Raw genomic sequence first — 25298 nt, 5'->3', positions numbered from 1 at the left:
CCGAACCATCCGGTTCAAGCTTTGGCTTCCTTTGTGCTGCGTCTATTTATTTGCGCTCAAGCATAATCCAACTGGCATACTCCGTCTCTTCGAACTTAATCGTAAAGTTGAGCATGTCGCCGAGCGAACGAAGTGGAGCGAAAATCATCCCGTCCTTCAGTTCCGGCGCAACCGGCAGCGTCATTGCCTGCCCGCCGGCTGTCGCTTCCTTGCTGCCCAGCTTCATTTCAATGCGGTTGCCTGTAATATCATCAATGATAGCGATTTGCTTCGTGCTGCTGTCATATTTCAAATCTGCATCGAATTGCTGCGCCACTTCACTAAGAGGTGCCATCATGCTGCCGTTTTTGTTGTAAGGAAGCGGATCGTCAGAGAACCAATCGTCGTATTCGCTGCTCTTCATAGGAAGCATTGCGATTTTGCTCGTAATGCCCATTCCCTTCAACCAGCTATATACAACCGATTTGGAATCGAAATGATTCAGCCACTTTCCTGGCGTCATGTTCGGATCGTCCATCTTCACAGCATTCGCCGTATCGATAACATCCGCCTTCACGTTGCCATTGATGTTGCTCAATTCCGATGTGATCGAATATGTAATGCCTTTTAACGGGATTTCTTGGCCTGCAGGCAGTGCCACATTCAACTGTATGGAAGATTTGCGAACATTAGACTGTCCGTCTACATAATAGTCCAGCGTCAGCTTCGTATTCGGTCCTAACACCGTTGCCAGCTCTGGCGTTTCTTTTACGAGCTTGGCATAAGCGGCATCGAGTTCTTCTACCCATTTCGGAGCATTTTCTATGACCCACTTGTACGCCGTCAAGCCGAGTACTTCACCGTCTTTCAAGAAATCCAGCTGACCGGATTCATCCCCGAGAGACATTCCCATGCCTGCCGTGATGATTGGCGCATACAATTTGCCCATCTCTTGGAACCATGCCTTCAATCCCGCTTCATCCTTCAAGAGTGATTGCAACGTTTCTTTCACCCAAGGAATCAGTTCCTCCCCGGTAAATTCCATGTGCAGCTTCTTGAGCGACAAGGATTCGCCTGCAACTTGCTCGTTCACCGACGATACGTCCGTTTGCTTCGGATTCGGAGCATGCTTGACTAACAAATCCACCGTCGATTTCATGAAGGATTGCGCTTGCTTCGTCACTTCATCCGTCGGCAGCATGCCGATACCTGCAACCAAACCAGAATCGCTAATAATAAGTGGTGATTTCGCTCCTTCCACCCATAATGCCATAGCAGTATCCTGCTTGCCTAATTTGAACGGCACTTCCTGGCCCGCCAGCTTCAGCTTGCCCTCCATTGAAACATGTGTGATGTCTTGTGTCTTCGCATCAATGGTAATCTGCGCATCATTCAACCATTGAATGATCCGCTTGTCTTCATCGCTCAATTTCGCATTGTCAGCGAGATCAAGCTTTAATGAAACGGTACTCTTGGATTCAGCCGATTTGACGTCAAGCTGCTGCTTCAGTACCTTCGCAACATCAAGCCCGCCGATCGATTGACAACCCGTCAGCACGACGAGCATGGCAACTAGTCCGAGTGCCAGCCACTTCCGAATACGCATAATATCTCTCCCTTCATTGGTGAGCAATGATTCCCACGGATTCATTATGACCGTCCTTCCATCCGCTTGTAAAGACCCTTTCGTATCAATTCCGGCAATTGAATAAGAAAATCTCTATCGGGGCCTTCCGAAGAGAACTTAAACATATCTCAGTGGTAAAAACATACCCTCTCCTCCCGGTATTTTCTTCGCATTAAAGCCGATTCAACGTTATCCGGATGGAGAGGGTGCTGCAATATTGCAAACTTATTGGGCTGCCGATCTGAGGCGTATATAGTCGTCTGCATCTTGGCATGCGGTGAGACGCCAATATTCTGTATGGCTCGCCGTCTGTTCCGGCTGGATCGTGACCAACGGCCCCAATGTTTCCAGCTCCAGCATGTGAGCGTTCGTATATAGCTCGAACGAGCTGCCGAAATCCGGGTAATGGACGTCCTGCTGCGGCTCGTAACGCTTTTCAAACGCAACGCCGCTTCGGATATACGCCGCCCAGCCTTCCTCATTGTGCATCCCGAATTTAAAAGCCTGTTGGAATTCGGAGGATTGACGAACCGTTATCAACTCCTCGCCCCAAGTGACGCGCTCGTCGTTCATCTTCGCATACGGCCACAACGAGATCGAACGGTTCGGCAAGAAGCCGGTTTCACGTTTCGTCTGCGGAGCGACCGCAATGCCTCCCGGCGCCATGACCGATATCGCCCAAGGCGCAAGCTCGATTGGCCATGGCCCTTTGTTCGTGATGACGTGGCAAATTGTAATCTCTTCATCAGATAGAAGAAGTTCAATTTCTTTGCTGATATGGGTCCACGGCTCGACCGGTGAGATGAATTTGACTCCCGATTCGGTCAATACATACTCAATAGGCTTATCGTCTGGCGAATAGGTGCGTGGATATGCTTCCGGGCTTGCCCAGAGACGGTGCCCGCCACGCAGCAGCCAGCCATCGCTGCCCATTGCATGAAATTCAGGTCCCTCCTGACGGACGCTGCCTTCGATATCCTCAAAAAAGACATTTTCACCATCCGCTAAGCTTAGATGCATAATTCGAATGCCGTAGGTAAGCGGCACAATCATACAATAAGTTCCGTTCTCGAGCTTCAGACTTTCTCCAAAACGTTCATGCTGTATCCTATTGACACTTATGTGATTCAATCATTTCGCCTCCCAATAATTCAACTCTGAAATCCAGCTCTGGATACAAAACGCTGGAACGCTTCCTGCCCATGCCCGTCCTGCTTGAACACACCTGCATTCCCCAAAATTTCAACGAATTTCGTTCCAATTTCATTGCGGATGATGTCTATCGCTTCTGCTTGTGAATTCGTCGTGCCCGCATTCTCCAGCATCGCCTCAATCCAAGCGGCGTGCGGATATAGAGCGTCCTTCTCATCCAATTGGAGCCGCAGCGTCTGCCAATCATCCTGACCTGTCAGCAAAGATGCCATTCGTTCGGTTTCCTGCTTCAGACGGCCCGGGAGTATTGCCAGCCCCATCACTTCGATCAGACCGATATTTTCTTTCTTGATGTGGTGGAGGTGGCGGTGCGGATGGAAGATGCCTTCCGGATGCTGCTCGTTGGTACGGTTGTTCCGCAGCACGAGATCCATCTCATACTGCGCCCCGTGGCGCCGCACGATCGGCGTCACCGTATTATGCCTTACGTCTCCGTCAGATCCGGATGTCGAAGCAAGCAGCTCTACACTAGGATCGCTGTAGCACTTCCACTGCTCGTACACCTCATCTGCACACTGCAGCAGCATCTCCTTATTATCGGATCGCAGACGCAACACCGACATCGGCCACTGCACGATGCCTGCCGTCACCCCCGGATAGGCAGAATGCGTAAATTCCGCGTCCATCGGCGCTCTCTCAATCGGAAACGTGTGTCTGCCTGCCTGAAAGTGGTCGTGACTCAGAATGGAGCCGCCTACAATCGGCAGGTCCGCATTCGATCCGATGAAGTAATGAGGAAATTGCTCCGTGAACGCCAGCAGACGGCTGAAGGTGCTGCGAGTCAACGTCATCGGAACATGTTCCTTGCGGAATATGATGCTGTGCTCGTTGTAATATACATACGGCGAGTATTGGAAGAACCACGGTTCCTCATTCAATTGCAGCGGTATGACGCGCAAATTTTGACGAGCCGGATGATTGAGCCGGCCCGCATATCCGACATTATCGGCACAGAGCAGACACTTCGGATAGTCCGATACGGACGCCTGCCCTGCCTGCGCGATCTCCTTCGGACTTTTCTCCGGCTTGGACAGATTGATTGTCATTTCCATAGCGCCGAATTCGCTGTGATGAAGCCAGTATTCATTTTTCCGGACGCGGTCCACCCGAATGTAATTGCAGTTCTTGCTTAACTCGTAAAAGTCATCGGTCGCCCGCTCAATTCCGCTCTCCACACGCAGCAGCTCAAAGCGCGCGTTCGTTTCCGATGGACGCGGCATTAGCAGTCCCATAATCTTCGCATCAAGCAAGTCGCGCCGGGTTGCCGTATTGTCCGGTATGATCCCGATGCCATAAGCATAATCGAGCAGGTCTTCAAGCATCGCTTGGGGCTCATCTGAAATATCGCTCCATGTGTCGCTTTCGTATCCTGCGCAAGGTTCGGCAATATGGAACAGATCGAGCAATTGATTGCGGACATATGGCAGATCGGATGTGGCAATCATATCTTTGTGCAGCGCGTAGCGAATCAACCTTTCGATTTGCAAGGCAACACGCTCGGTTAAGGCTGACTCTTGCATCGTCCTTCCCTCCTTATTCCACGTATCCGTTCGGATGCGCTTGATGCCAGCGCCATGCGCTCTGAATAATAATCTCCATGTTCTCCCGCTTCGGCTTCCAGCCCAAAATCGACTTCGCTTTGTCGGCGGAGGCGATGAGCACGGCAGGGTCACCGGCACGACGCTCGCGAATGACCGTCGGAATCGACAGTCCCGTCACGCGTTCAGCCGTGTGAATGACATCCAAGACAGAGCAACCATTGCCGCTGCCCAAATTGAACACGTCGCTCTCACCATCCTGCCGCAAGTAGTCCACTGCCAACAAGTGGGCATCCGCCAAATCGCTTACGTGAATGTAATCCCGTATGCAAGTGCCGTCCTCTGTCGGGTAATCGTTGCCGAAGACAGCAATTTCGTCTCGCTTGCCAAGCGCAGTCTGCAATACGATCGGCACCAGGTGCGTCTCTGGACAGTGGTCTTCGCCGATAAGCCCGCTCTCGTGTGCTCCCGCCGCATTAAAGTATCTAAGCGCCACGTACTTCAAGCTGTGCGTCTCGTTGAACCAACGCATCATCCGCTCCATCGTCAGCTTCGTCTCGCCGTATACGTTCGTCGGGTTCGTCTTGGCCGTCTCTTCAATCGGCGTCCGCTCCGGTTCGCCGTACGTCGCTGCTGTCGAAGAGAAGACGATGCGCTTCACGCCGAATTGCTGCATCACTTGCAGCAGCATGAGCGTGCCATGTACATTATTGTCATAATATTTGGCTGGGTTCTGCATGCTTTCTCCTACTAGAGAATAAGCAGCAAAGTGTATGACCGCATCGATGTCATGCTGCCCGAAGACGCCTTCCAGGAAGGCTTTATCGCGGATATCTCCGACATGAAGCGCACCACCCAGCACCGATGACCGATGCCCGGTCTCTAATGAATCAACAATAACAACCTCTTCCCCACGCGCAAGCAATTCCGCTACCGTGTGGGATCCGATATAGCCTGCACCGCCTGTTACTAATACAGCCATCGATTATGCCTCCCCCTTCACTGCAGTTATCTGTTCTGTTATCTCATGTACGCCGTCACCGACGTTGCATACATAGAACTCTGCTCTCAATCCGGTGCGCTGCTCATATGCTTCACCGACCTGCGCGATAAAGCGTTCGACCGCCGCTTCGCTCACGAGGGATACGGTGCAGCCGCCGAAGCCGGCGCCTGTCATGCGCGAGCCAAGCGTCCCTTCCACCTGCAGCGCCTCCTCCACCATCACGTCAAGCTCGGCACAGCTGACCTCATACAGGTCTCGCAACGATTCATGCGAAGCAATCATCAGCTCGCCGAAGCGTTCCAGCTTGTTCGCTTTGAGAGCCTCCACCGACTGCAGCACACGGTCGTTCTCCGCGATGACATGTTCCGCCCGTCTGCGTACGGTCTCGTCGACAATCGCTTGCTTATTCACTTGATACTGCTCTGCACTAAGCTGTGCCAGCAATTCAAGATCAGGGAACACGCTCTGTAACGCCTGAACCGCTTGATCGCACTGTGAACGGCGCTCGTTATACTTGGAATCGACCAGTCCACGGCGCTTGTTCGTATTGCCAATAACCAACTTATAACCGTCCGTACGGAACGGCACATGCGTAAATTCCAGCGTATCGCACATGAGCAGAATGGCGTGGCCTTCTTTGCCATTCGCTACGGCGAACTGGTCCATAATACCGCAATTGACGCCAACGAATCGATTCTCTGCCCGTTGGGACAATACGGCGATATCCGTACGGTCAATCCCATTCCCTTCCAGGATCAACAAGGCATAAGCGGTCACGACCTCCAATGAAGCAGACGATGACAGTCCTGCTCCGTTCGGAATTTCCCCGTGGAACAGCAAGTCATACCCGTTCGTTATGCCACGTCCGGACTCTTCCAGCTCGACCATGACACCGATCGGGTAATCCGTCCACTCTCTGCTCTTCGCATGTTTGATATCCGTTATATTTACATTACGTTGAAAATCGAAATTGGTCGTGACCAAGCGAATCATGTCGTCATCACGCGGACGAACCAGCAATGTCGTCCCGAACTCCAAAGCAGCCGGAAGGACGAAGCCTCCGTTATAATCGATATGTTCACCTATCAGATTCACCCGACCTGGAGCATGGAAAAAACGAACCGGCAATTGACTTGTCCCAAATTCCTGTTCGAATCGTGAGAGCAATGCGTTTGCTTCCATCACAATTTACCTCCTAATAAGTTCATGTTCAAAAAGGCCCTTTTCAGCACCGAGAAGTACAGGATTTCGTAAGAAAACTACATCGGAAGCATCCCTCGAAGAAGGAGGAGCGCAGTTATAAGTTTGCGCAAGCAAACTCGCTTCGGAAGCATCCACTGGCAAGACTGCATGAGCACCTGATAGGTTTCCGTAATTGCACTTCATACATTTATCATACTGAAATACGTGGGAGTCTGTAATATAGCGATGTGCACATCATATAGACAAATGTGACCTCGGTTCAATTCCATGATACAATAGACATCGATAGAACGGTTAGCGTAAGGGGGAGAGCATGACACACTCCATAGAAGACCTGAACAGGCCGAATGCTGCCGATGAACCGGCACAGACTGCATGGCAAAAGGAAGAAACTTATTCCGTAGCCTCCAATCCGATGTTGATCGAACGGGAAGGGATTCATGTCCTGTTCTCCGGCGAGAGTCAGACTCATCCGTCCCACAGACTCGGTCCCAAGCTGTATGACTACTTTTTGCTGCATCATATTATGGATGGTCACGGTACATTTATAACCGAGACGAAGTCCTACCCGCTCGGCCCCGGGGACGCCTTTCTCATCGCGCCCAATGAACTGGTCAGTTACGCGTCCGATGCCCGTTCCCCATGGGAATACCGCTGGATCGCCTTCAAGGGAGAACGCGCCGCGTCCCTTGTGCGCGCTGCCGGCTTTACGCCACAGCGACCGGTCGTCAGCGCAGGCTTGCAATGTGAAGCTCCGCAATGGATGGACCGCATTCGGCATGCTTATCAGCAGCGCGACATGTCTGCCGATTTAATCGCGCACGGCTGTCTCCATCTCATTATGGCGGACTATGCGGATCATCAGCGCAGTGTTGGTGACGATGTTCGTCTTAGACCAGAATCCGAAATTCAGCAGACGGTGCGACAAATGATTCAAATGATGTCAACGCAATATGCACATCCGCTTTCCATCGAGCAAATCGCGGACAGCTTAGGTTATAGCCGTGCCTATTTGTCTCGCATCTTTAAACGCGTCACTGAGATGACACCAGTCACCTTTCTCTTGAAGCTGCGCATCGACAAAGGAAGGCAGCTGCTGCGAGAACGTCCGAATCTGACCATAGAGCAAATCGCCGCCTCTGTCGGCATACCTGACGCACTTTATTTCTCACGGCAATTCCGGCGTTTCTATGGACAGTCGCCCACCATATACAGAAACAGCACATTGGAACTAAATCAACCCGGCAAACGCAACAAATAGGAACAGGCATTTTAGAGGATATTGGTCATGCTTATTATACACCCTGTACAATTCATTCGTAGGAGTGAGCAAGTCGCCACGATATCCGAATTATCGCGCCGCGGAGTTGAGAAGCTGTCGTCCATGCTGAAAAAGAAAACTGAACAAGCACAAGCCGCCTGCAGCGCTAATCGGCCACAGGCGGCTTTATTGATCTTATGAACCTGTCATGATAAGCCTCTTAAATGTGCTGCCATCGGAACATAGCGCTCCTCGAATGCTTGACGGTAACGCTCATGGCGCACCGCATCCGGCGCATATTCCACGACACCGCGGCTCTGCATCGCCACCCGAACCTCTTCGGCATTGCCGTAATATCCAGCGCCAAGCGCAGCCGCACAAGCCGCCCCCAGCATCGTCGCTTCTTCAATCGGCGGCACGACGAGCGTAATGTTGGAAATGTCCGCCTTCATCTGCAGCCATGCCGGCAGTCTCGTACCGCCTCCAACCGCCCGCATGAAGCGAATGGCATGCTCCGAGTTCCGTTCGGCGCTCTGCCGGATCATTTCAAGCTGATAGGCCGTCCCTTCAAAGACGGCGCGCAGCAATTCCTTCTTGCCATGGGATTGCGCAAGCCCGATCAATGCCGCCCGTGTGCGTGAATTCGGGAACGGCGCGCCGCTGCCCGATAAGTACGGGAAGAACATCGCTTCGCCCGGCCCATCATTCACCTCAACCATCAGTTCTTTAATCTGCTCGTAGGATAAGGCCTCATCTGCCAACTGCCGTCGAATCCATTCCACGGCACCGCCGGAGGAAGCGTTGCCTCCCATCCAGAAATGGTACCCTGGGACGACATGAAAGCCATAGGATAATCCCGTTTCAAATTCAGCTTGGCCCAATGCCCTCTTCTCGATTGTCCCGACGAGCGTCTCCGCCGTCCCCATCGACACGTATACATCACCGGGATCGACGGCGCCGACAGCCAGTGCGGCACATACATGATCGTGCCCGCCGATAGCTACCGCCGCCCCTTCCGGCAGATGCAGCGCCGCGGCCGTGGCCGCAGTGACGGAGCCAAGCGGAACACCGCTCTGACGAACTTCCGGAAATACGTCCTCGTTCAAGCCGAAGTGGCGAATCCACTCCTTATCCCACGCCTGATTCGGGATGCTGTAAGCATATGTGCGCGTCGCGAGGGTCGGGTCGCACGCCATCACGCCCGTCAAGCGGTAAGCAATATAACCGGATACGGACAGCCACACGGCATCGTCGAACATGTCCGGATCACGTTCCTTCAGCCAGAGCAGCTTGGCTAAGCCATGCTTGAAGGATAAATGCAGCCCTGTCCGTTGGAACAGTTCTAGTGGTGTCCCTTCACGGCGAATCCGCTCGGCCTGCGGGGCCGAGCATGTCTCGAACCAAGGCAGAAATAGAGATTGCACGGCTCCGGTGCTGCGATTCACGAGCAATCCGCTCTCCGCCATGCTTGTAATGCCGATATAGGCGACAGGCTCTGTCCCGTAAGCTGCCATCAGCTCCCGAATCATCGTGGCCACGTCATTCCACAGCGCTTCCGGATCATACGTGACAAAGCCTTCATTCGAATCAACCGTTTCCGTCGGACGGCTCACTTGACCAATCAGTTGTCCGGTCTTGTCAAACAGACCGACTTTGCGATTCGTCGTACCCAAGTCAATCCCCATCATCCGCATGCTCTTATTCCCCTTTTCCTCGTAGCTGCTTATAAGCTGCATCGAACAGCGCACCCATCGGTTCGCGATAGACTGCATCCGCATATGCGTCCACGCTCGTTGCCGACCGGTTCATCAAGATGAGCTTCGCCTTGGCCGCCAGCCTGATAAAGCTGGCGGCCGGCTGCACCGTGAGCGAAGTCCCGCCCACGATGAGCAAATCCGCTTCACGAATTCGCGCGACGGCATGCGCGATTACGTCATCATGCAGCTGCTCTTCGTACAGCACGACATCCGGCTTCAGCATGCCCCCGCACTCGGAGCACGCCGGAATTGCGCTCTCGCTATGCAGCACGCTGTCCAGTCCGTATTTCGCCCGGCAACTCGTACATTCGTTGCGATGGATGGAGCCATGCAGCTCCCACACCTCTTCGCTGCCTGCCGCTTGGTGCAAGCCGTCGATGTTCTGCGTGACCACGGCCTTGACGATGCCGTCTTGCTCCAGCTGAGCCAGAACACGGTGGGCCGCATTTGGCTTGGCCGCTGAATGAATCATTTTCGCTCGATAAAAACGATAAAACGTGTCCGGATCGTGTTCAAAAAAGGACCGGCTTAATATGACCTCCGGCGGGTGGCGGAATGTCTCATCATCCGCAAAAATACCGTCACTGGAGCGAAAGTCGGGAATTCCGCTCTCCGTCGAAGTGCCGGCGCCGCCGAAGAAGACGACGGAACGGCTGCGGCTTAGCCAGTCTGCCAGCTGATTCGCATGGGCTTGTAGTGTTGAATCGGAATGTCCGGTTGGCATCATGTTCGCTTTCCTCCCTTTTCTACATCGATTGCTATGTAATTAAGTATAGCGCAGGGTGACCTAATGAGAAAACCTCTGTCGAGGCCCCTTGATTCAGAAAAACGAAACCCTATCAAGTCACCAGTCGGAAAAGTCAATTGCTCTCCACTACCGGAATCATATCAGACTTTCTTTTCATTTACAGGAATTTTTGAGAATGTGTTCCAAAAAAAGAATATGAGCCACCCGTATCTTATCCCTTATAAGCCATTTCCTTCAGTTTCTAGGCTGTTCCTTGCTTAGTCTGAATCATGGGGAGAGTGAACAAAAGAGTACTTTGACGACTCTTGCCTTGCTCACAAAAAAAACCTGCGCAGCATCATTCAGGAAATGAAGATGCCTCACAGGTTGCCTTGTTCCTTATAAATCCGGATGCTCGTGCTTCGCTTTCAACGCGCTCCACCGGCGTTCCACTTCATGCTCGAATCGATGAAGGGTGTCCGCATTTTCCGGCTTCGCCATATGTCGCGTCTTGCCCATCATATTAAGCCAATCCAAGAGCGGGATTTTCTTGTTCTTCTCTTCCGGATTGTACGTAATGTTCGTTATACCGCGCTCCACCTCATAGAGCGGGAAGAAGCAGGATTCTACGGCCGCATTTACGATTTGCGTGCCCATCTTATCCTCGGACAGCCAGTTCAGCGGACAAGTGATGAGTATTTTGCCGTACACCAGCCCTTCGTTCTGGGCATACCACTGCGCCTTCGCTGCCTTCTTGAGCAAATCCTGGGGATAAGCCTCGCTGCCCGTAAATACGTAAGGAATATTCGTCGCAGCCATAATCTGCGCCGTATCCTTATGATGGAACATCTTGCCCGCCTGTACGCTGCCTACGTTGGAAGTCGAGGTGCGGTGCCCCAGCGGTGTCGAATAGGACAATTGGGCACCGGTATTCATATACCCTTCGTTGTCATATTCCAAAATAATCATTTTATGATTGCGCAGAGCGGCTCCAATGGCCGGACCCATGCCGATATCCATGCCGCCGTCGCCCGTTATCATGACGAACGTGAAATCATCCGGCAAATTCAATGCGTCAAGCTCGCCTCTCCGTTTGCGCTCCCAGAACATTTCGACGACGCCGGACAAGGTTGCCGCCCCGTTCTGGAACAGGTTGTGAATATAAGTTGCTTTATGAGCGGAATACGGATAGCCCGTCGTCACCACCATCGCGCAGCCCGTATGGAAGAGGGCCACGATATCCCCTTCAATCCCTTTGAAGAACAGCTCCAAGCCCGAGAAAATGCCGCAGCCCGGACATGCGCCATGACCCGGGGCGATGCGCTTCGGCTTCTTCGTCAATTGGCGTAAGGGCGGAATGCGGACATTCAGCTTGCCTGTCTCTTCATCCTGCTTGACCGTAATGAGCCCGGTCTTCAAATCCTCATATTTCATCGGCTCCAGCACCCGCTGAGGCGTTGTTGCCGCATCGCCTGGCGTGTGGCCGTAATAATCGAACGGCTTCTCCACGTGTCCCTTCTGCACAGCCTCCAAGGCGCATTCGAACAAGGCGTGACCGTCCTCGGAATAGAAATCTTTACCGCCCAAGCCGTAAATTCGGTTAATAATCATCGTGTCGCGGTTGCCGTGTGTCAAGAGCGCCGCCTTCACTTCATTCACCATATTACCGCCGTGTCCGCCATAGGAATCCGCACGGTCGCCGACCGTAACGGCTTTCACATGCGCCAACGCCTCGGCGATCTCCTTCGCCGGAAATGGACGGATGATGTTCGGCGATATAGCCCCTGCCTTAATTCCCATTGCCCGCAGTTGATCGACAACGTCCTTGATAATCTCTCCCGCCGAATTCAACAAAAATACGGCGACCTCTGCATCTTCCATCAGGTACAGATCAAGAATCGGATAATCGCGTCCGGTCAGTTCGGCATACTCTTGGCGGATGCGGTCGAACACCTCGCCGGCTTTATACATGGCCATGGACTGCTGATAACAGTTGTTAATGTAATCCGGCTCATTCATGTAAGGCCCGACCGTAATCGGATTGTGCCGATCAAGCGTGTCGGCGAAGCCGCGCACCGGCTGCTCTCCGATGAACTGGTGAACGTCTTCCCGGTGAGCGAACGTCTGCACGCGGCGCTTCTGGTGCGATGTAAAATAGCCGTCGAACGCGACGAGCACTGGAAGACGGACCTCCGCATCCTCTGCCAGCTTAATTGCCATAATGTTCATGTCATATACCGCCTGCGGATCACGACAGAGCAAGATTGGCCAACCCGTATTAAGCGCAAAATACAAATCCGAATGATCACCGTGAATGTTGAGCGGTCCTGAGACTGAACGGCATACCAAGTTCATGACCATCGGGAAGCGAGTGCCCGATTGCACCGGCATCTGCTCGAGCATGTACATATATCCGTTTGCGCTCGTCGCATTGAATACGCGTCCGCCTGCCGTGGATGCGCCGTAGCAAATTCCTGCCGAACCATGCTCTCCATCCGCTGGAATGAGCTTGACATCGTGCTGTCCGTTCGCTTTCATCAAGTCGAGAAATTGCGCAACTTCCGTCGACGGCGATATCGGATAGTAGCCCATAATATGATAATTAATTTGGTGGGCGGCGTAAGCGGCCATTTCGTTCCCCGATTCGTACACCATGCGCTGCTCTACTGTCCCGCTCTTCATTTCCTTTTCATACTCAATTGCCACAGGTCCTCATCCTCCTTAACCTCACTCTATTTACTGGCGCGCGGCTAAATCGAACAGATGCGGAACGCGATGCTCATCCGCATATCCGTCCTCTTCCCTCTCGCTGGACAACGCGTCCGTCGGACAAGCATAGACGCACTTCAAGCAGCCTTTGCAGTATTGGTAATCAATGCCTTGCAGGAACATCTGCGGCCGTCCCTTCTTATCGGGCTTCTCTTCCCATACGAAGCAATAATCAGGACAGACATTGTCGCACGCAGCGCAGTGGATACACTTGTCTGATAAGAAATGAGGCATCATTCCCGCACGCGAGATGCTCAAATCTTTGAGGATTGAATTACCCGGGTTCACGACCATCCCGCCGATAGGCTGTGTCTCATAGCCAAGCAGCGGCGTGTCCCAACGAACAGGCTCTGGCAGCTCAATGCCTTCCGGGAAGGCGAACGTCTGGAACTTCACTTCATCGTAGCCGCGCTGGAAGGTGTTCAACGCCGGCTGCACCGCGTTCGGATATTTCTTCTCCAGCGATTTGCGGATGACGCTCTTCATCTGCTCTACGTCCAAGAAATCACACAGACGGAACAAGGCGCCTAACATCGCCATATTGACACGGTTCTTTTCCTCCAAAGCAATGCCGATAGCGTCTACGACCGCAATTTTCCCTCCAGAGAGACACAGCTTCTCCTTCAATTCCTCCGGCGTTTTCGTCGAATTCACGAGAACGAGGCTGTCTTCGTAGATACCGCTTGTTACATGCGTTGTCTTATGAAGCGACTCATGGAATATACCTACGATGTGTGGACGTTCAACCGGCGTCGTATCGCGGATGAGCGTCTCAGGCATACAAAATCGGATATGCGCCTTCACCGGCGATCCTTTCTTCTCTGAACCGTAGGAAGAGAAGCTGACACCGTTCAATCCGCTTCCATTTACTCCGGCTTCCGCCAACATTTTTCCAGCCAAATTCGCGCCGAGTCCTCCAATGGATTCCAACCGGATCTCAAAGAAACCAAGTGCGTTTACTTTTGGCAAAGTGACCATAAAGTTACTCCTTTCCTAACTCCTGATACCGAATGGCGATATGCACCGCGAGGCAGGACGATTGTCATTATGATAAGCTGTCATGAAGACAGGTCGAGCCAAATTGTAACGTTATGACAAAATGGTAAACTCGGAGCAGGTCATTCTGTATGATAATTGTCACTTGATTGTGTTTGTATATGACCAACGTGTGAAATTTGAACTTTTTAAGTTTGAAAGAAAGGATCGTCTTGATGGATGGAATGACACGGTTCATATTAGGAAGGGTTAAGCATGCGCATAGGATGTCGCATGATGTCGTAGAAAGGGAGGAAGGGCATGATATCGGAAGACTTGCCCCTCTTCCGTTAAAGTTAGAGAGTGCATGGAGTGTAATATGTGTATGCTGGTATGAGTAAAATATACCGCTTACATGAATTTCATTGCGTCGAAGAAGGAAATAACATATTTAGCTATATTATTCAACAGGAACGATAGAATTCCTGCTCATCTTCTCCTTAAAATGTGAAGGACTTTCACCGAACGTCTTGCGAAACAGCCGATTGAAGTAGAACGGGTCTTCGATGCCGACGATTGCCGCGACCTCCTTCACTTTCGCCTGCGGGTCCTTCAGCAGCACTTTCGCTTTCTCCATCCGGATGTCCGTCAAATACTGCATCATGTTGAGTCCGGTTTCCTGTTTGAACAGACGGGATAGATAGCTTTCATTCATTTTTACCTCGCTTGCGATCATGCCCAATGTAATTTTGTGCTGGTAATTACGCTTCATAAATAAAATGGCATCCCGTATTTCCGGACGTTGTCTGGCCAAATCGTTATTGCGTGCTTCGGCGAGGGCGGAGATGGCCCGATACCAATTGTCACGCAGCTGATAGCAGGATTCGGACTGCTGCATGCGTGCCAGAAGCTGCTCGTTCTCCAAGCTCATGTCAAGCTTCATCTCCCTCATCACATCTACCGCCAGACGCTTTAACTCGTTGGGCGGCATGCGATTTATTTTTGCCTCGTCCAACAAGTAATCAACGGAAGCCGTCAATGTTGCCCAGTCTCCGCCGCTTCCACACTCCACCATTTTGGCAGAAGTCATCGCCTTGCTTTCACTCGTTTCACGCTGCACGGCCTCCATCTCTTCCGCTTGCAGGCACGGGATATCTTCCAGCGATTCGGAATCTTCCATATAGAACACCAGCTCACCGGTATGACGACAGCGCTGCCATTCCCCGCGCCAGTTCGGAAAGGCCGAGAATGTGTCCGTGTATACGACGGTCACATTTACATTTAAATACATATGGAGCGTCTTCTGAATATGGCGTGCCAATGTGGGAATGAGCGCGCGTGTATACCCGTCTTCGGCAAGCAGCACCACGAAGTCCTTATTATTCAGCTCTATCCACTCGTAATGCTTATATTCGCTCAGTACGTCGCTTACGAAATTTTGAATAGAAAAGCGAAGCAAGTGCCTGTCCTTGATCTTGCCTGCCGTAATGGCCTGCTCATATCGATCTACGGTAATATGCAGCATGGCACATTGCTTCAGATGCTGGCCGATGCCAGCCCGCTCGGCTTTCTTCACCCAGGCCGCTTCATTCTGAGCGGCATCTCTGTCCGTAAGCCACTCCTTCCACAGTTCGTTGCGCGTTCTCGATTCCTTCTCTTTCAAGGCGACACGCAGCTGAACGTTCTCCCGTTCCCGCTCCCGCTCCTTCTCGATTCGCTCGCTCACCGTCCGCATCAGCTCAAGCAGATCGTCGGATTGAAGCGTTACTTTAAGCAAGTAATCTTCCGCTCCGAGCTTCATTGCTTCACGCACCATTTCATATTCGCCATAGTTGCTCAGCACGATAATACGGCAGCGATGCGCTTGCTCCTTAATCTTCTGGATTAGTTCAAGCCCGTCCATTTCCGGCATTTTCAAGTCGGTAATGACGATATCGGGCTCTTCTTCTTGAATGACCGCCATAGCCGCCCGGCCGTTCTCCGCTGTGCCAAGCAATTGAAAATGGTTCGCTCCCCAAGGTATCATCGTCTTCATCGCAATGCGTACGATGGACTCGTCATCAACAATAAGCACTTTATACATGTTCTGTCACCTTCTTCGTGTAGCTTATGTCTAATCCTGTTCCGCCGACGAATTGTAATGGATGAGCGGCAAACAGAACGTCACCGTCGTTCCTTCGCCGAGCCTGCTCATGACCTGCATACCGTAAGGATCACCGTAATGAAGGCGAATGCGTTCAAGAACGTTATGAACGCCGATATTCGCAAGACGCTGGTGGGATTTTGGCTGCTTTGTGAAAAAGGAACGCAGCGTTTCTTCGTCCATTCCCTTTCCGTTATCACTCACTTGGATTTGCAGCACTGGCGAGTCCTTCATCGCCTTTGACGCTGCAGCCGTGTCACACGCTCCCTGCGTATTCATATACTGAGACACTTTCACCTGGCGAACCGATATCCGTATTACCCGCTCCGCCTTCCCGGTATCGAGCCCGTGAATGATGGCGTTCTCCACGATCGGCTGCAGCAAAAATTTGATGACGTATATATCGTACAGCCCGGGATCTACATCGAAATTGATGCCAAATTCCCCGTACCTCATTTTTTGAATCGTGACGTAATTGCGCAGCTGTCGGAATTCATCGCGCAGCGTGACAAGCTCCTTCTTATCCACTATCGTATGTCGAAGCAGATCCGCCAAGGCTCCCAGTCCGTTGCTAACGCTATCCGCCTGACTTAAAGCTGCCGTCCATTTTAACGAGTTCAACGTGTTAAATAGAAAGTGCGGGTTAATTTGCGCTTGCAGCATTTGCAATTCTATCTCTCGCTTTAGCCGCTGCTCTTCCTCAGTCCGCACGATGAGATCTTTAATTTGAATGACCATGTCATTAAATTTGTGCGTAAGAAAGCCGAGCTCGTCATTTCCTTTGTCCACTATCCGATTGTCCAGCTGTCCCATCGATACCCTCTTGGTCTCGTCCGTCAGACGCTTCAAAGGCCCCGTAATGCTCGTGGAGATGACGAGCGTAATGACAAGCGATAGAGCAAGCAGCACGCCACAGATAATGATGAAATCACGCTGCAGCTTCCAAGCTTCCTCATTCAAATAGTTATAAGGTATGGAACCGACCAAAAACCAATCATTGAATACACTGTACATATAAACAAATAAATAAGGTTCCTCGGTGGAATCAATCGACCGATTCATCGTGAATACGCCGTTCAATCGTTCCGCGTCCACTTGCAGATGGTCCTTGAAGCTCGGATCGGGATAGAACTGTCCGACCTGTAGCCTGTAATCGCTCGTCGACATAACCTTGCCTGCCGTATTGATGATAAACAAGCTGGAACCTTGTCCCATCGTGACATCGCCATACGTAAAGGTCGAATATAAATATTCGTCCACTGCTACGACAATGTAGCCAATCCGCTGGCCCAATCGTTCATGTTGTTGATGGGACGGGCGTATACTAAGCAATTATCCCCGTTTATCGTCTTCACGTGCGTCCACAATTCCCTGGAACGGTTCGAAGCCGTATGCGCTTCGAGTTGGCGGTACAGCGCCTGAAGATCGGATTCACGGAACCGGTTGTAGCCGATATCGTAAAATACTTGACCATCCGGGGTGAACAGCATCAGTGTCTTAATGTCCGCTAAAATTTCAAATTGCTTCTCCAGCATCTCATTGATATGCTCATTGACGACGCGCTGCTTCCAGCTCGTAATCTGTTCCTTCTCTTTGAGCGCTTTCTGCACCATACTGTCATACATAATGTAATCAGACAGCGATTCGAAGCGCTGATTGACGTAATAAATATTTTTCGCCACTTGATTCAGCAATTGGATGGACGCGTAACTAACCTTATCCCGCACATCCTTCGTCGTCTGCGTGAACGTGAATACCCCCATGATGGAGACGGGGGCAATCGCCAAAATAACGAGTGTCGTCGTGAGTCTGCGGCGTATCGTCACCTGTCTGAGACATTGATGGATGAACGAAATCAACCGCTTCCACAGCAAGCGAATTCGCTTGTGCAAGCGTGGGGCAGGCTCCGGAGAAGGCATGCTGATCATCGCTCCTTGAAAGCGCCTTCTTGTTCTTCACTTTACCACGGGCTCATCTGTTCCTACAAGCAAGCCATACCAAAACAGACAACCTCCTCTTCCCACAATGAATAGCTGCATGGATCGCCGCTTCATGGAAATGAGGAGGTTGTGTGGTTCATCTAACAACTTAATAAACCTATGGTCATAAGAGCTGTTGTTGCTATTGCGGCTGCAGCGTCAGCTTCGATCTGGCCTGACGGTACGCATCCATATACTGCTCCGCCTTCTTGCGCACCAAGCTCATGTCGCCGGATGCTATCGCTTCCTTCGTCAAGTCTGAACCGATGCCTACGGCAACGGCGCCCGCTCTAATCCAATCTCCGAGATTCGCCACGTTGACCCCGCCAGTCGGCATAATGTTCGCTTGCGGCATTGGGCCCTTTATCGTCCCGATAATGGACGGCTCGTACAAATTACCTGGGAACAGCTTGATAATATCCGCCCCCAGCTCAAGCGCTTCCTGCACTTCGCCAATTGTCATGACGCCAGGCATGACCGGAATACGGTACAGATTGCACATCTTGATTGTATCCGCATTCAACGACGGACCGACGATGAACTCGGATCCGGCCAAAATGCAGGCTCGCGCGGTGGTAGGCTCAAGCACGGTGCCAGCACCAATAATCGCAAAGCGGTCCACATTGGAAGATTTCGAAGAGTACATCCGTCTTAATTGTTCAATTGCTTGCAGCGCATTGGGGACCGTCATCGTCACTTCAATGACGCGAATGCCTCCGGCAATGGCCTGTGCCGCCATTTCAACGACCTCTTCAGGCGAATTCCCACGCAGTACGGCAACAACACCTTGTTCGTGTATTTGTTGGATAACGCGAATTTTTTCCATGTTGACTCTCCTCCCCATACTTACACCTTTACTTTTACCTTGTGTTCGACAACCATGTGCATGACAACCACAACTAGACGAAGTTCGAGCAGTCTGATATGCAGATCAAGCTCAAGCTTGCGGAATTAGCGCTCGATATGAACCGCATTCGTAAGCGATGCTTGCACCTGCTCCCATGTCGGCATGGCTTCCCAATCTCCGAAAGCTTGCACGACCATTGCCCCCATCACATTGCCGAACGTAACGGCTTCGACTGGTGTGCTGCCGCGCAATATTCCAGACAGAAATCCGGCGCAGAATGCATCACCCGCACCTACCGTATCCACGACATGCTCGACCAGTTCATAAGAGACTTTCTCGATATGTGAACCCTGAACGACGTAATTTGTGCCTTGCCCTCCTTTGACGATGCTGATGCCCGGCAGAGCAGAGAGCCGCTTGAAGATCGCTGCTTCATCCTCTGTATCGTATAGCAGCTTCAGTTCGTCGAGTCCTGGCATAAAATAATCCGCTTCGAGAGACAGCGGAAGCAGACGTGCTCGCGCTTCTTCAATTGACCACAGCTTAAGCCGCAGATTCGGATCGAAGCATACCTTCACACCCGCTGCCTTCGCCGTCCGAACCGCAGCCGCCACCGTATCCGCACTATTATCGCTCAAGGCGCATGTAATGCCGGTAACGTGCAGCATACGTGCGGAACTTATATATTCCATATCCAAATGCTCCGGCGCCATACGGCTTGCAGCGGAGCCTCTGCGATAGTAGTATACGGACGATTTGCCTGCCACAAGCTCTCTCATCATCAGGCCGGTCGGCGCATCGCCGACAAGTGCGGCCCGGGAGACATCAACGCCTTCCCCGCGAATCGCCTTCCAGATGTGATGGCCAAGCGGGTCTTTCCCCAATCGGCCGCACCAACCGGCACGGTGACCTAAGCGTGCCAAGCCGATAGCCACATTGCTCTCGGCGCCACCGAATGATTTTCCTACCGTCTGCGCATACTCCAGCCCCCGTGTGTCGGCAGAACTAAAGAGCGCCATCGACTCGCCAAAAGTTACTACTTCTGGTTCGCTCCCCCTTGATAACGCTTGCATGTTGCCGCAACCTCCTTCGCCCCACAACCCATTGGTTCACTATCGTTCATGTCCTTAATCATAATCCTATATTTGCCACAGCGTCAATTGATAAAAAGACAAGGCCCTTCCCCCAATTCAGGCAGAACAGCCTTGCCAATCAGAGCAATGCAATGAGTGAACAAGCGGTGACGGCACTGAATCCAATCTCCGAAATGCCGACCTGCTTCACCGTTACGGCTTGCTTCGGCATCCAGACCGCGCGGATGAACAACAGCGCAAACGGCACTGTAATCCACGCTGGAAACAATAGTCCAACAATGGACGCCGCAATCAGGTGCACGATGATCGATAATGCATAATATATGGGATTTCCTTTTTCGCGAATCATCGTCTTGACATAAAAAACAGTACCGACAAAGTACAGCACACAAGCGGCACACAAGCGCCAAGCCAAGCTCCAGTCCGTGCCACCGCCAATCTCGAACGAAATGATAAGCATCCAGCAAAATTGCAAAACGGCAACGAAATCATTTACTAGATGCCGCTCGTTCTTCTGCTTAGCAAACATCAAGTTAACAACGAACAACGGCAGCATCACCGCGCCCATCCACCAAATATCGGGGCGAAGCGCGACCACGACAACGGCGGATACCACAAAAATAACTCCGTATACCAGCATAGGACCTAGATAAACCGTTATCCGCCTCGTTTTTATCCACTGCATGCACGCAAAGGAACCGCAGTACACAGCCAGCCAGGCCACAAACAGCCATACATGTGTCATGTTAGGCCGGCTCGCAAACATACCGACTACAAAAGGCACGATCAGCATGGCCCATGCTCCGTGCTGATTCGGTATGTATGAACGCACACGCTTGAGCAGACGGCTGCGACTATCGGCAGACACGGTAGACATGTTCTGCATCCCCTTTCATTTCCCCTATGTTGATATGTTACTTCAAGGATGAGCTCCTGTCTAAGGCGACGGGGCAACGTTCGCAATTCTGTCAAAAGTGCGCAGCGCTTTCGCCTCAGTCTTTGTGACCTTAATCACAATATATGCCGATAAGCTATGATAACTTTAAATTGTAAATAACAAGAAATTTCGGCTAATATACAAAGAGGCCGATTGGTTGATGTTGTAGGGAGGGACATACACCATGTGGGAGCGTTGGTTGACACGAACCGCCCCCGAAAATGCATCGGTAACGTCACATGGGAGTGGAGAGACGTTTGCATTAAACTTGCGTTTTTTGTTAATCGTATGCGTATTTGTCGGCAATGCTATCGAGCCTCTTATTGGCGGCATGCCGGAAATCAAAGCTTTGTTTCTATGGATTTATGCGTTTCATATGCCTCTGTTCGTCTTTGTGACCGGTTATTTCGCGCGTCATAACTTGAACGGTATGGCTGGTATTCGCGTTCTGAAGCAGATCGCCCTGCAGTATGTCATTTTCCAGTCGATATATTCGCTGCTCGATGTGTTCTTGTTCCGGGTTCCGGGCATTACGCATTCTTTCTTCATGCCCTATCTATTGCTGTGGTTCCTTGTCGGGCATATGTTCTGGCGGCTTATGATGATGCTCTTCACACGCTATCAGGTCCGCCATCCGATCATCTTGTCGCTCATACTCGGCGTGCTCGTCGGATTTCTTCCGGTAGAAGGCGCATGGCTTGGCATCTCGCGGTCTGTCGTATACTTGCCGTTTTTCGTCATTGGCTACACTTTCAATTTCGATGCATTCCGCGCACGATTTACGCCGGCGCTCCGCCTGCTGGCGGCAGCCTTATCCGCTGGAATTCTCGTTACGTTGTACTTGATGGCGAATCGGATCAACCCAGTCTGGCTGATGAACAACATGACATTCCACGAGCTGGGATGGACGGGCAATATCTGGACGGCATCTGTTCTGCGGCTTAGCATTTATGCACTGGAAATCATCGCTTCCATCGCTTTCCTCGCATGGGTGCCCAAACGCAACAACGGCATCACCGCTCTCGGTCAACGCACACTTTACGTCTTTTTGATTCATGGAATCGTCATTCGCTTTGTCGTGTATTCCGGTATCTACAATCACATTTCTGCCGGGATTGAAACAGCTCTGTTAATTGCCGCTTCCGTTGCGGGCGCAATTATGCTGGCGCAGCCTCATGTTCGGGAATGCTGCCATCCGATCATTGAACCGAAATGGGACAAAATTGCCGCATGGACACGCCGATCCGTGTTTTACCGCGGAATGACAAGAATGAGCCGGCAAGCGCAAAGAAAATAAAATCCATGTCGGTATAAAGACATGCTCAATAATATATATGAGCCGCCCTGTCAATGTTAGGGCGGCTCAGCTTGTTGTGAAGCCCAAAATGAAGTAAAAAGGAAGCAAGCATGGTGGGGATATCCGCTTCCGTCACTGTTGAATCCAAGTCATTAGGACGAGACTATGCGGGGATGACTCGGATTCAAAGGAGATCGAAGGAGATCGCCAGTCACTCCCCCAACACCCGCCTGACGTAGCGGTTCATCAGGATGCCGTCCGGATCGCATTGCCCGCGAATCGTCATCGCCTGATCCCACTTCGGATAAAGAGGGCGCAATTGCTCCGCCGTAAACGAATGCCACTTGCCCCAATGAGGCCTGCCTCCGTAATGAAGCAATATGCGCTCCATTTCCTGAAAATACGCTTGAAACGGCATTCCCTTATACATATGTACCGCAATATAGGCTGAATCGCGGCCATAGGCCGGAGACAACCATATATCGTCTGCCCGCACATAACGGCACTCCACCGGAAAGTGAACGGCGAAACGGTGCTTCTGCACCGCGCGCTGAATATCGAGGAGCGCCCCGCGCATCGCTTCCGCCGGGACACTGTACTCCATCTCATTGAACTTCACGAGCCTTGGAGTGACGAAGAGCCGATGCCCGTAACCGACCTCATCGAACACGGGCACGAAGCGCGCGGATACGCTGCTGACACGCTTGCTTAATGAAGGCACGAGACGGCATGCTTCCGACATGCCCCAGAACAGCCCGTTCTCCACAACGTATTTGCTCCACTCGTTCCAACGCCGGTTCGGCGTTACCTCCTCTTCCGTCGAATTCATCGTCTTCACCTGTGACCCCGACGTATGGGGAAACCAGAAAAATTCAAAGTGCTCGTGTTGATCCCGCCACTCGTCAAGCTGGGCCAGCGTCTCCTCGAGCGTCGTGCGGAAGCTGGTCAGGCGCTTGCGCTTGGCCGGCACGACGCGCAACGTCACTTCCGTAATGATGCCGAAGGCGCCGAGCGATACTTGCATCGCTTTGAACCAATCGGGATGGGTGGCATCCACGTTCACGATGCTTCCATCCCCAAGCACGGCTCTGAACCGTACGGCCTGCGTCGCCAAGCTGCCGTATCTGGCTCCGGTCCCATGCGTGCCCGTGCCGATAGCGCCGCCAATGGTTTGACGGTTAATATCGCCCAGATTCTCCTGCGCCCATCCGTTCGCAAAGAGCAGCTCACCCAAATCCTTCAGCCTCGTGCCCGCATAGACGGTCGCGGTGCCTTCCGCTTCGTTCAGCTCGCGGATGCCCTGCATCCGGTCTAATTGAACCATCCATTCTGAGGTTTCGCCGAGCGGAGTGAACGAATGGCCCGATCCGATAATGCGCACTGTTTTTCCTTGGCGAGCAGCTGCTTGAACGAGTTCGGATACCTCCTCTTCTGTGTCCGGGCGCAACATTTGCTCTGGATCGCACTGCACGGTTCCCGACCAATTGCTCCAATGCAGCGGTTGTGAAGCAGATTTCATCCGAAGCACCACCCTTCTCCCCGATAAGTTGACCACGTTCCGATTCTGACGCCGCCTTTCACCACATGAAGCTCCCGAAATCGTTCGCATAGTTCGCCGGCCTTCGCATGCCTGAACCATATCCAATCCCCGGTCTGAAGCGATACACCGCTGCCCGCCTCCGGATACTGCACAGGCGTCTGCACCTCGCCTGCTCCTTCGTTCGGCAGCAATATTCCGCGTTCCGGCCATATTGGCCGGGGATATTTATCCTTGCCCGCCTTCCCTGATGCTACATAACCGCCGCCGAAGCATGTATAGATGCCTTGCTTCGGAATGCGCACGACAGGCAGCGCGAACGAAGCGGCAGGGTACAGCCTCAAGCCTGCATAATGGTCGAACAAAGCCGGATTGAAAAAGGCAGAGCCTGCCGTTACTTCCGTAACGCTGGCATCCGCAGCGGTAAAGCCCAGACTCCCCGTGCCGCCGCCATTTACAAAAGCAAGCTCGTGCCCTTCGGCGAAGAGTGCCTGCACGATGCGGGAGCGGCGCTCCTGAATGTCCTTGCCCGAGCGCCGCTTCAGATGGCGAACGATGGTGTTCATCAGGCTGGCGCCCGGCACGCGATCCGCCACTCCCGCCATCTGCGCTTCATAACCCATCACGCCTGTGAGCCTCAGCGACGAGGAGCGGCGGATGTACTCCGCCAGCCGCAGCGTCTCCTCAACGGTGCGGAGCGGCGAACGGCGGACACCGAAATGGATGCCGTATAAGGAGGAGGACATGTCGACGTCGAGACATATCGCGAAGCAGGCGCCCTCCTGCCGCCCGATCGTCTCAGCCAACTGCAACTGCTCTAGACCGTCCGCCATCAGTGTGACGTGATGCGCTCTCATTGAGTATCTGGCCAATTCTGATAATGCAGCGGCATCCATCGTAGGATATCCTAGGAGCACATCGGCAAAGCCAGCCTGCGCCAGAGCGGCTGCCTCCCATGGTGAATAGCACATGAGGCCTTGAAACCGCGGACTCAGTCTCGATACATAGCGCAGCACCTCGAGCGAGCGAATCGATTTCGTGGCGATGCGTACCGGCTTGCCTCCTGCGCGTCTTAACACTTCTTGCGCGTTCTGCTCCAACAAGTCCAGGTTGAGACAAGCGAGCGGCGCTTGCAGTCCGGCGCACTGTTCTGCGTATTGCCCATACGGATGGGGGGATTTTATCATCGTCATGCCTCCATGACAGAAATGAGGATAATGTCGTAGTATGTATACGTTTTCAGCTCTGAAATGATGCTGTCTTTTCCGGTTTTTCCCTGTCAGAATGCGGTGCGAAGCTGGTTTAAAGTTGGTAGAAAAAGCAGAGCAGTTATGATAGACTCTAAGAAATACCCATTGGCGTACTTTTGAAGAAAGCAAGCTTACATTCCATTCATCCCGCATAACGGGGAGC

20 protein-coding genes are annotated in these 25298 nt (G+C 52.3%); 3 read left to right on the top strand and 17 right to left on the bottom strand.

Annotated elements, in window-relative coordinates; translation table 11 throughout:
* Positions 1-46: 46 nt before the first annotated feature.
* The 5 genes from M3650_RS13245 to M3650_RS13225 all read right to left on the bottom strand — a co-directional run bounded on the left by M3650_RS13245 (position 47) and on the right by M3650_RS13225 (position 6541).
* Positions 47-1630, bottom strand: a complete 1584-nt coding sequence (locus M3650_RS13245) for a copper amine oxidase N-terminal domain-containing protein (RefSeq protein ID WP_251575349.1) — start codon at positions 1628-1630, stop codon at positions 47-49.
* Between the two features lie 201 nt (positions 1631-1831).
* The gene (locus M3650_RS13240; RefSeq protein WP_251575346.1) at positions 1832-2737 is read right to left on the bottom strand and encodes a DUF4380 domain-containing protein; all 906 of its coding nucleotides are present in this window, start codon (positions 2735-2737) and stop codon (positions 1832-1834) included.
* A gap of 20 nt (positions 2738-2757) precedes the next feature.
* Positions 2758-4338 (bottom strand): UDP-glucose--hexose-1-phosphate uridylyltransferase, encoded by a 1581-nt coding sequence (locus M3650_RS13235; RefSeq protein WP_251575343.1) that lies wholly within the window; start codon positions 4336-4338, stop codon positions 2758-2760.
* A gap of 13 nt (positions 4339-4351) precedes the next feature.
* Positions 4352-5338: a UDP-glucose 4-epimerase GalE gene (gene galE, locus M3650_RS13230; protein ID WP_251575342.1), complete on the bottom strand. Its 987-nt coding sequence runs from the start codon at positions 5336-5338 to the stop codon at positions 4352-4354.
* A 3-nt stretch (positions 5339-5341) separates the two neighbouring features.
* The gene (locus tag M3650_RS13225; RefSeq protein WP_251575341.1) at positions 5342-6541 is read right to left on the bottom strand and encodes a galactokinase; all 1200 of its coding nucleotides are present in this window, start codon (positions 6539-6541) and stop codon (positions 5342-5344) included.
* Between the two features lie 334 nt (positions 6542-6875).
* Here M3650_RS13225 and M3650_RS13220 point away from each other — a divergent pair, with 334 nt between their 5' ends.
* Both M3650_RS13220 and M3650_RS13215 read left to right on the top strand, forming a co-directional pair.
* On the top strand, positions 6876-7823 hold the full coding sequence (locus M3650_RS13220; protein ID WP_233698154.1) for an AraC family transcriptional regulator: 948 nt from the start codon (positions 6876-6878) through the stop codon (positions 7821-7823).
* A 27-nt stretch (positions 7824-7850) separates the two neighbouring features.
* Positions 7851-8024: a hypothetical protein gene (locus M3650_RS13215; protein WP_251575339.1), complete on the top strand. Its 174-nt coding sequence runs from the start codon at positions 7851-7853 to the stop codon at positions 8022-8024.
* A gap of 5 nt (positions 8025-8029) precedes the next feature.
* Here the strand turns inward: M3650_RS13215 and M3650_RS13210 are convergent, their stop codons facing one another.
* From M3650_RS13210 to M3650_RS13165, 10 genes are all read right to left on the bottom strand, one after another.
* Positions 8030-9559 carry an FGGY-family carbohydrate kinase gene (locus M3650_RS13210; protein ID WP_251575338.1) on the bottom strand — a complete coding sequence of 510 codons (1530 nt, stop codon included), beginning with the start codon at positions 9557-9559 and terminating at the stop codon, positions 8030-8032.
* A complete protein-coding gene (locus M3650_RS13205) occupies positions 9522-10307 on the bottom strand; it encodes an NAD-dependent protein deacylase (RefSeq protein WP_251575336.1) in 786 nt (261 codons plus the stop codon). The genes M3650_RS13210 and M3650_RS13205 overlap by 38 nt, the downstream gene beginning before the upstream one ends.
* Before the next feature lie 399 nt (positions 10308-10706).
* On the bottom strand, positions 10707-13013 hold the full coding sequence (locus M3650_RS13200; protein ID WP_251575335.1) for a thiamine pyrophosphate-dependent enzyme: 2307 nt from the start codon (positions 13011-13013) through the stop codon (positions 10707-10709).
* Between the two features lie 30 nt (positions 13014-13043).
* A complete protein-coding gene (locus tag M3650_RS13195; protein ID WP_233698150.1) occupies positions 13044-14054 on the bottom strand; it encodes a 2-oxoacid:acceptor oxidoreductase family protein in 1011 nt (336 codons plus the stop codon).
* A gap of 457 nt (positions 14055-14511) precedes the next feature.
* The gene (locus M3650_RS13190) at positions 14512-16134 is read right to left on the bottom strand and encodes a response regulator transcription factor (RefSeq protein ID WP_251575334.1); all 1623 of its coding nucleotides are present in this window, start codon (positions 16132-16134) and stop codon (positions 14512-14514) included.
* A 30-nt stretch (positions 16135-16164) separates the two neighbouring features.
* A complete protein-coding gene (locus M3650_RS13185; RefSeq protein WP_251575332.1) occupies positions 16165-17526 on the bottom strand; it encodes a sensor histidine kinase in 1362 nt (453 codons plus the stop codon).
* Positions 17457-18122: a hypothetical protein gene (locus M3650_RS13180; RefSeq protein WP_251575328.1), complete on the bottom strand. Its 666-nt coding sequence runs from the start codon at positions 18120-18122 to the stop codon at positions 17457-17459. Before M3650_RS13180 ends, M3650_RS13185 begins: the two co-directional genes overlap by 70 nt.
* A gap of 193 nt (positions 18123-18315) precedes the next feature.
* Positions 18316-18999, bottom strand: a complete 684-nt coding sequence (locus tag M3650_RS13175; protein ID WP_019423595.1) for a bifunctional 2-keto-4-hydroxyglutarate aldolase/2-keto-3-deoxy-6-phosphogluconate aldolase — start codon at positions 18997-18999, stop codon at positions 18316-18318.
* A 125-nt stretch (positions 19000-19124) separates the two neighbouring features.
* Entirely contained in the window at positions 19125-20093 is a 969-nt protein-coding gene (locus M3650_RS13170) for a sugar kinase (RefSeq protein ID WP_251575327.1), read from the bottom strand.
* Positions 20094-20232: 139 nt separating this feature from the next.
* Positions 20233-20991, bottom strand: a complete 759-nt coding sequence (locus M3650_RS13165) for a YwiC-like family protein (protein WP_251575324.1) — start codon at positions 20989-20991, stop codon at positions 20233-20235.
* Between the two features lie 244 nt (positions 20992-21235).
* Here M3650_RS13165 and M3650_RS13160 point away from each other — a divergent pair, with 244 nt between their 5' ends.
* Positions 21236-22348 (top strand): acyltransferase family protein, encoded by a 1113-nt coding sequence (locus M3650_RS13160; RefSeq protein ID WP_251575321.1) that lies wholly within the window; start codon positions 21236-21238, stop codon positions 22346-22348.
* Between the two features lie 211 nt (positions 22349-22559).
* Here the strand turns inward: M3650_RS13160 and M3650_RS13155 are convergent, their stop codons facing one another.
* Positions 22560-23867 carry a D-arabinono-1,4-lactone oxidase gene (locus M3650_RS13155; RefSeq protein WP_251575317.1) on the bottom strand — a complete coding sequence of 436 codons (1308 nt, stop codon included), beginning with the start codon at positions 23865-23867 and terminating at the stop codon, positions 22560-22562.
* Positions 23864-25072: an amino acid deaminase/aldolase gene (locus M3650_RS13150; RefSeq protein ID WP_251575310.1), complete on the bottom strand. Its 1209-nt coding sequence runs from the start codon at positions 25070-25072 to the stop codon at positions 23864-23866. The genes M3650_RS13155 and M3650_RS13150 overlap by 4 nt, the downstream gene beginning before the upstream one ends.
* Between the last annotated feature and the right edge of the window lie 226 nt (positions 25073-25298).

The organism is Paenibacillus sp. MER TA 81-3, assembly GCF_023713585.1.
Lineage (GTDB): Bacteria > Bacillota > Bacilli > Paenibacillales > Paenibacillaceae > Paenibacillus_B > Paenibacillus_B profundus.
Note: the sequence above shows the minus strand (reverse complement) of the source record. Positions and strands in the feature narration are given on the sequence as shown.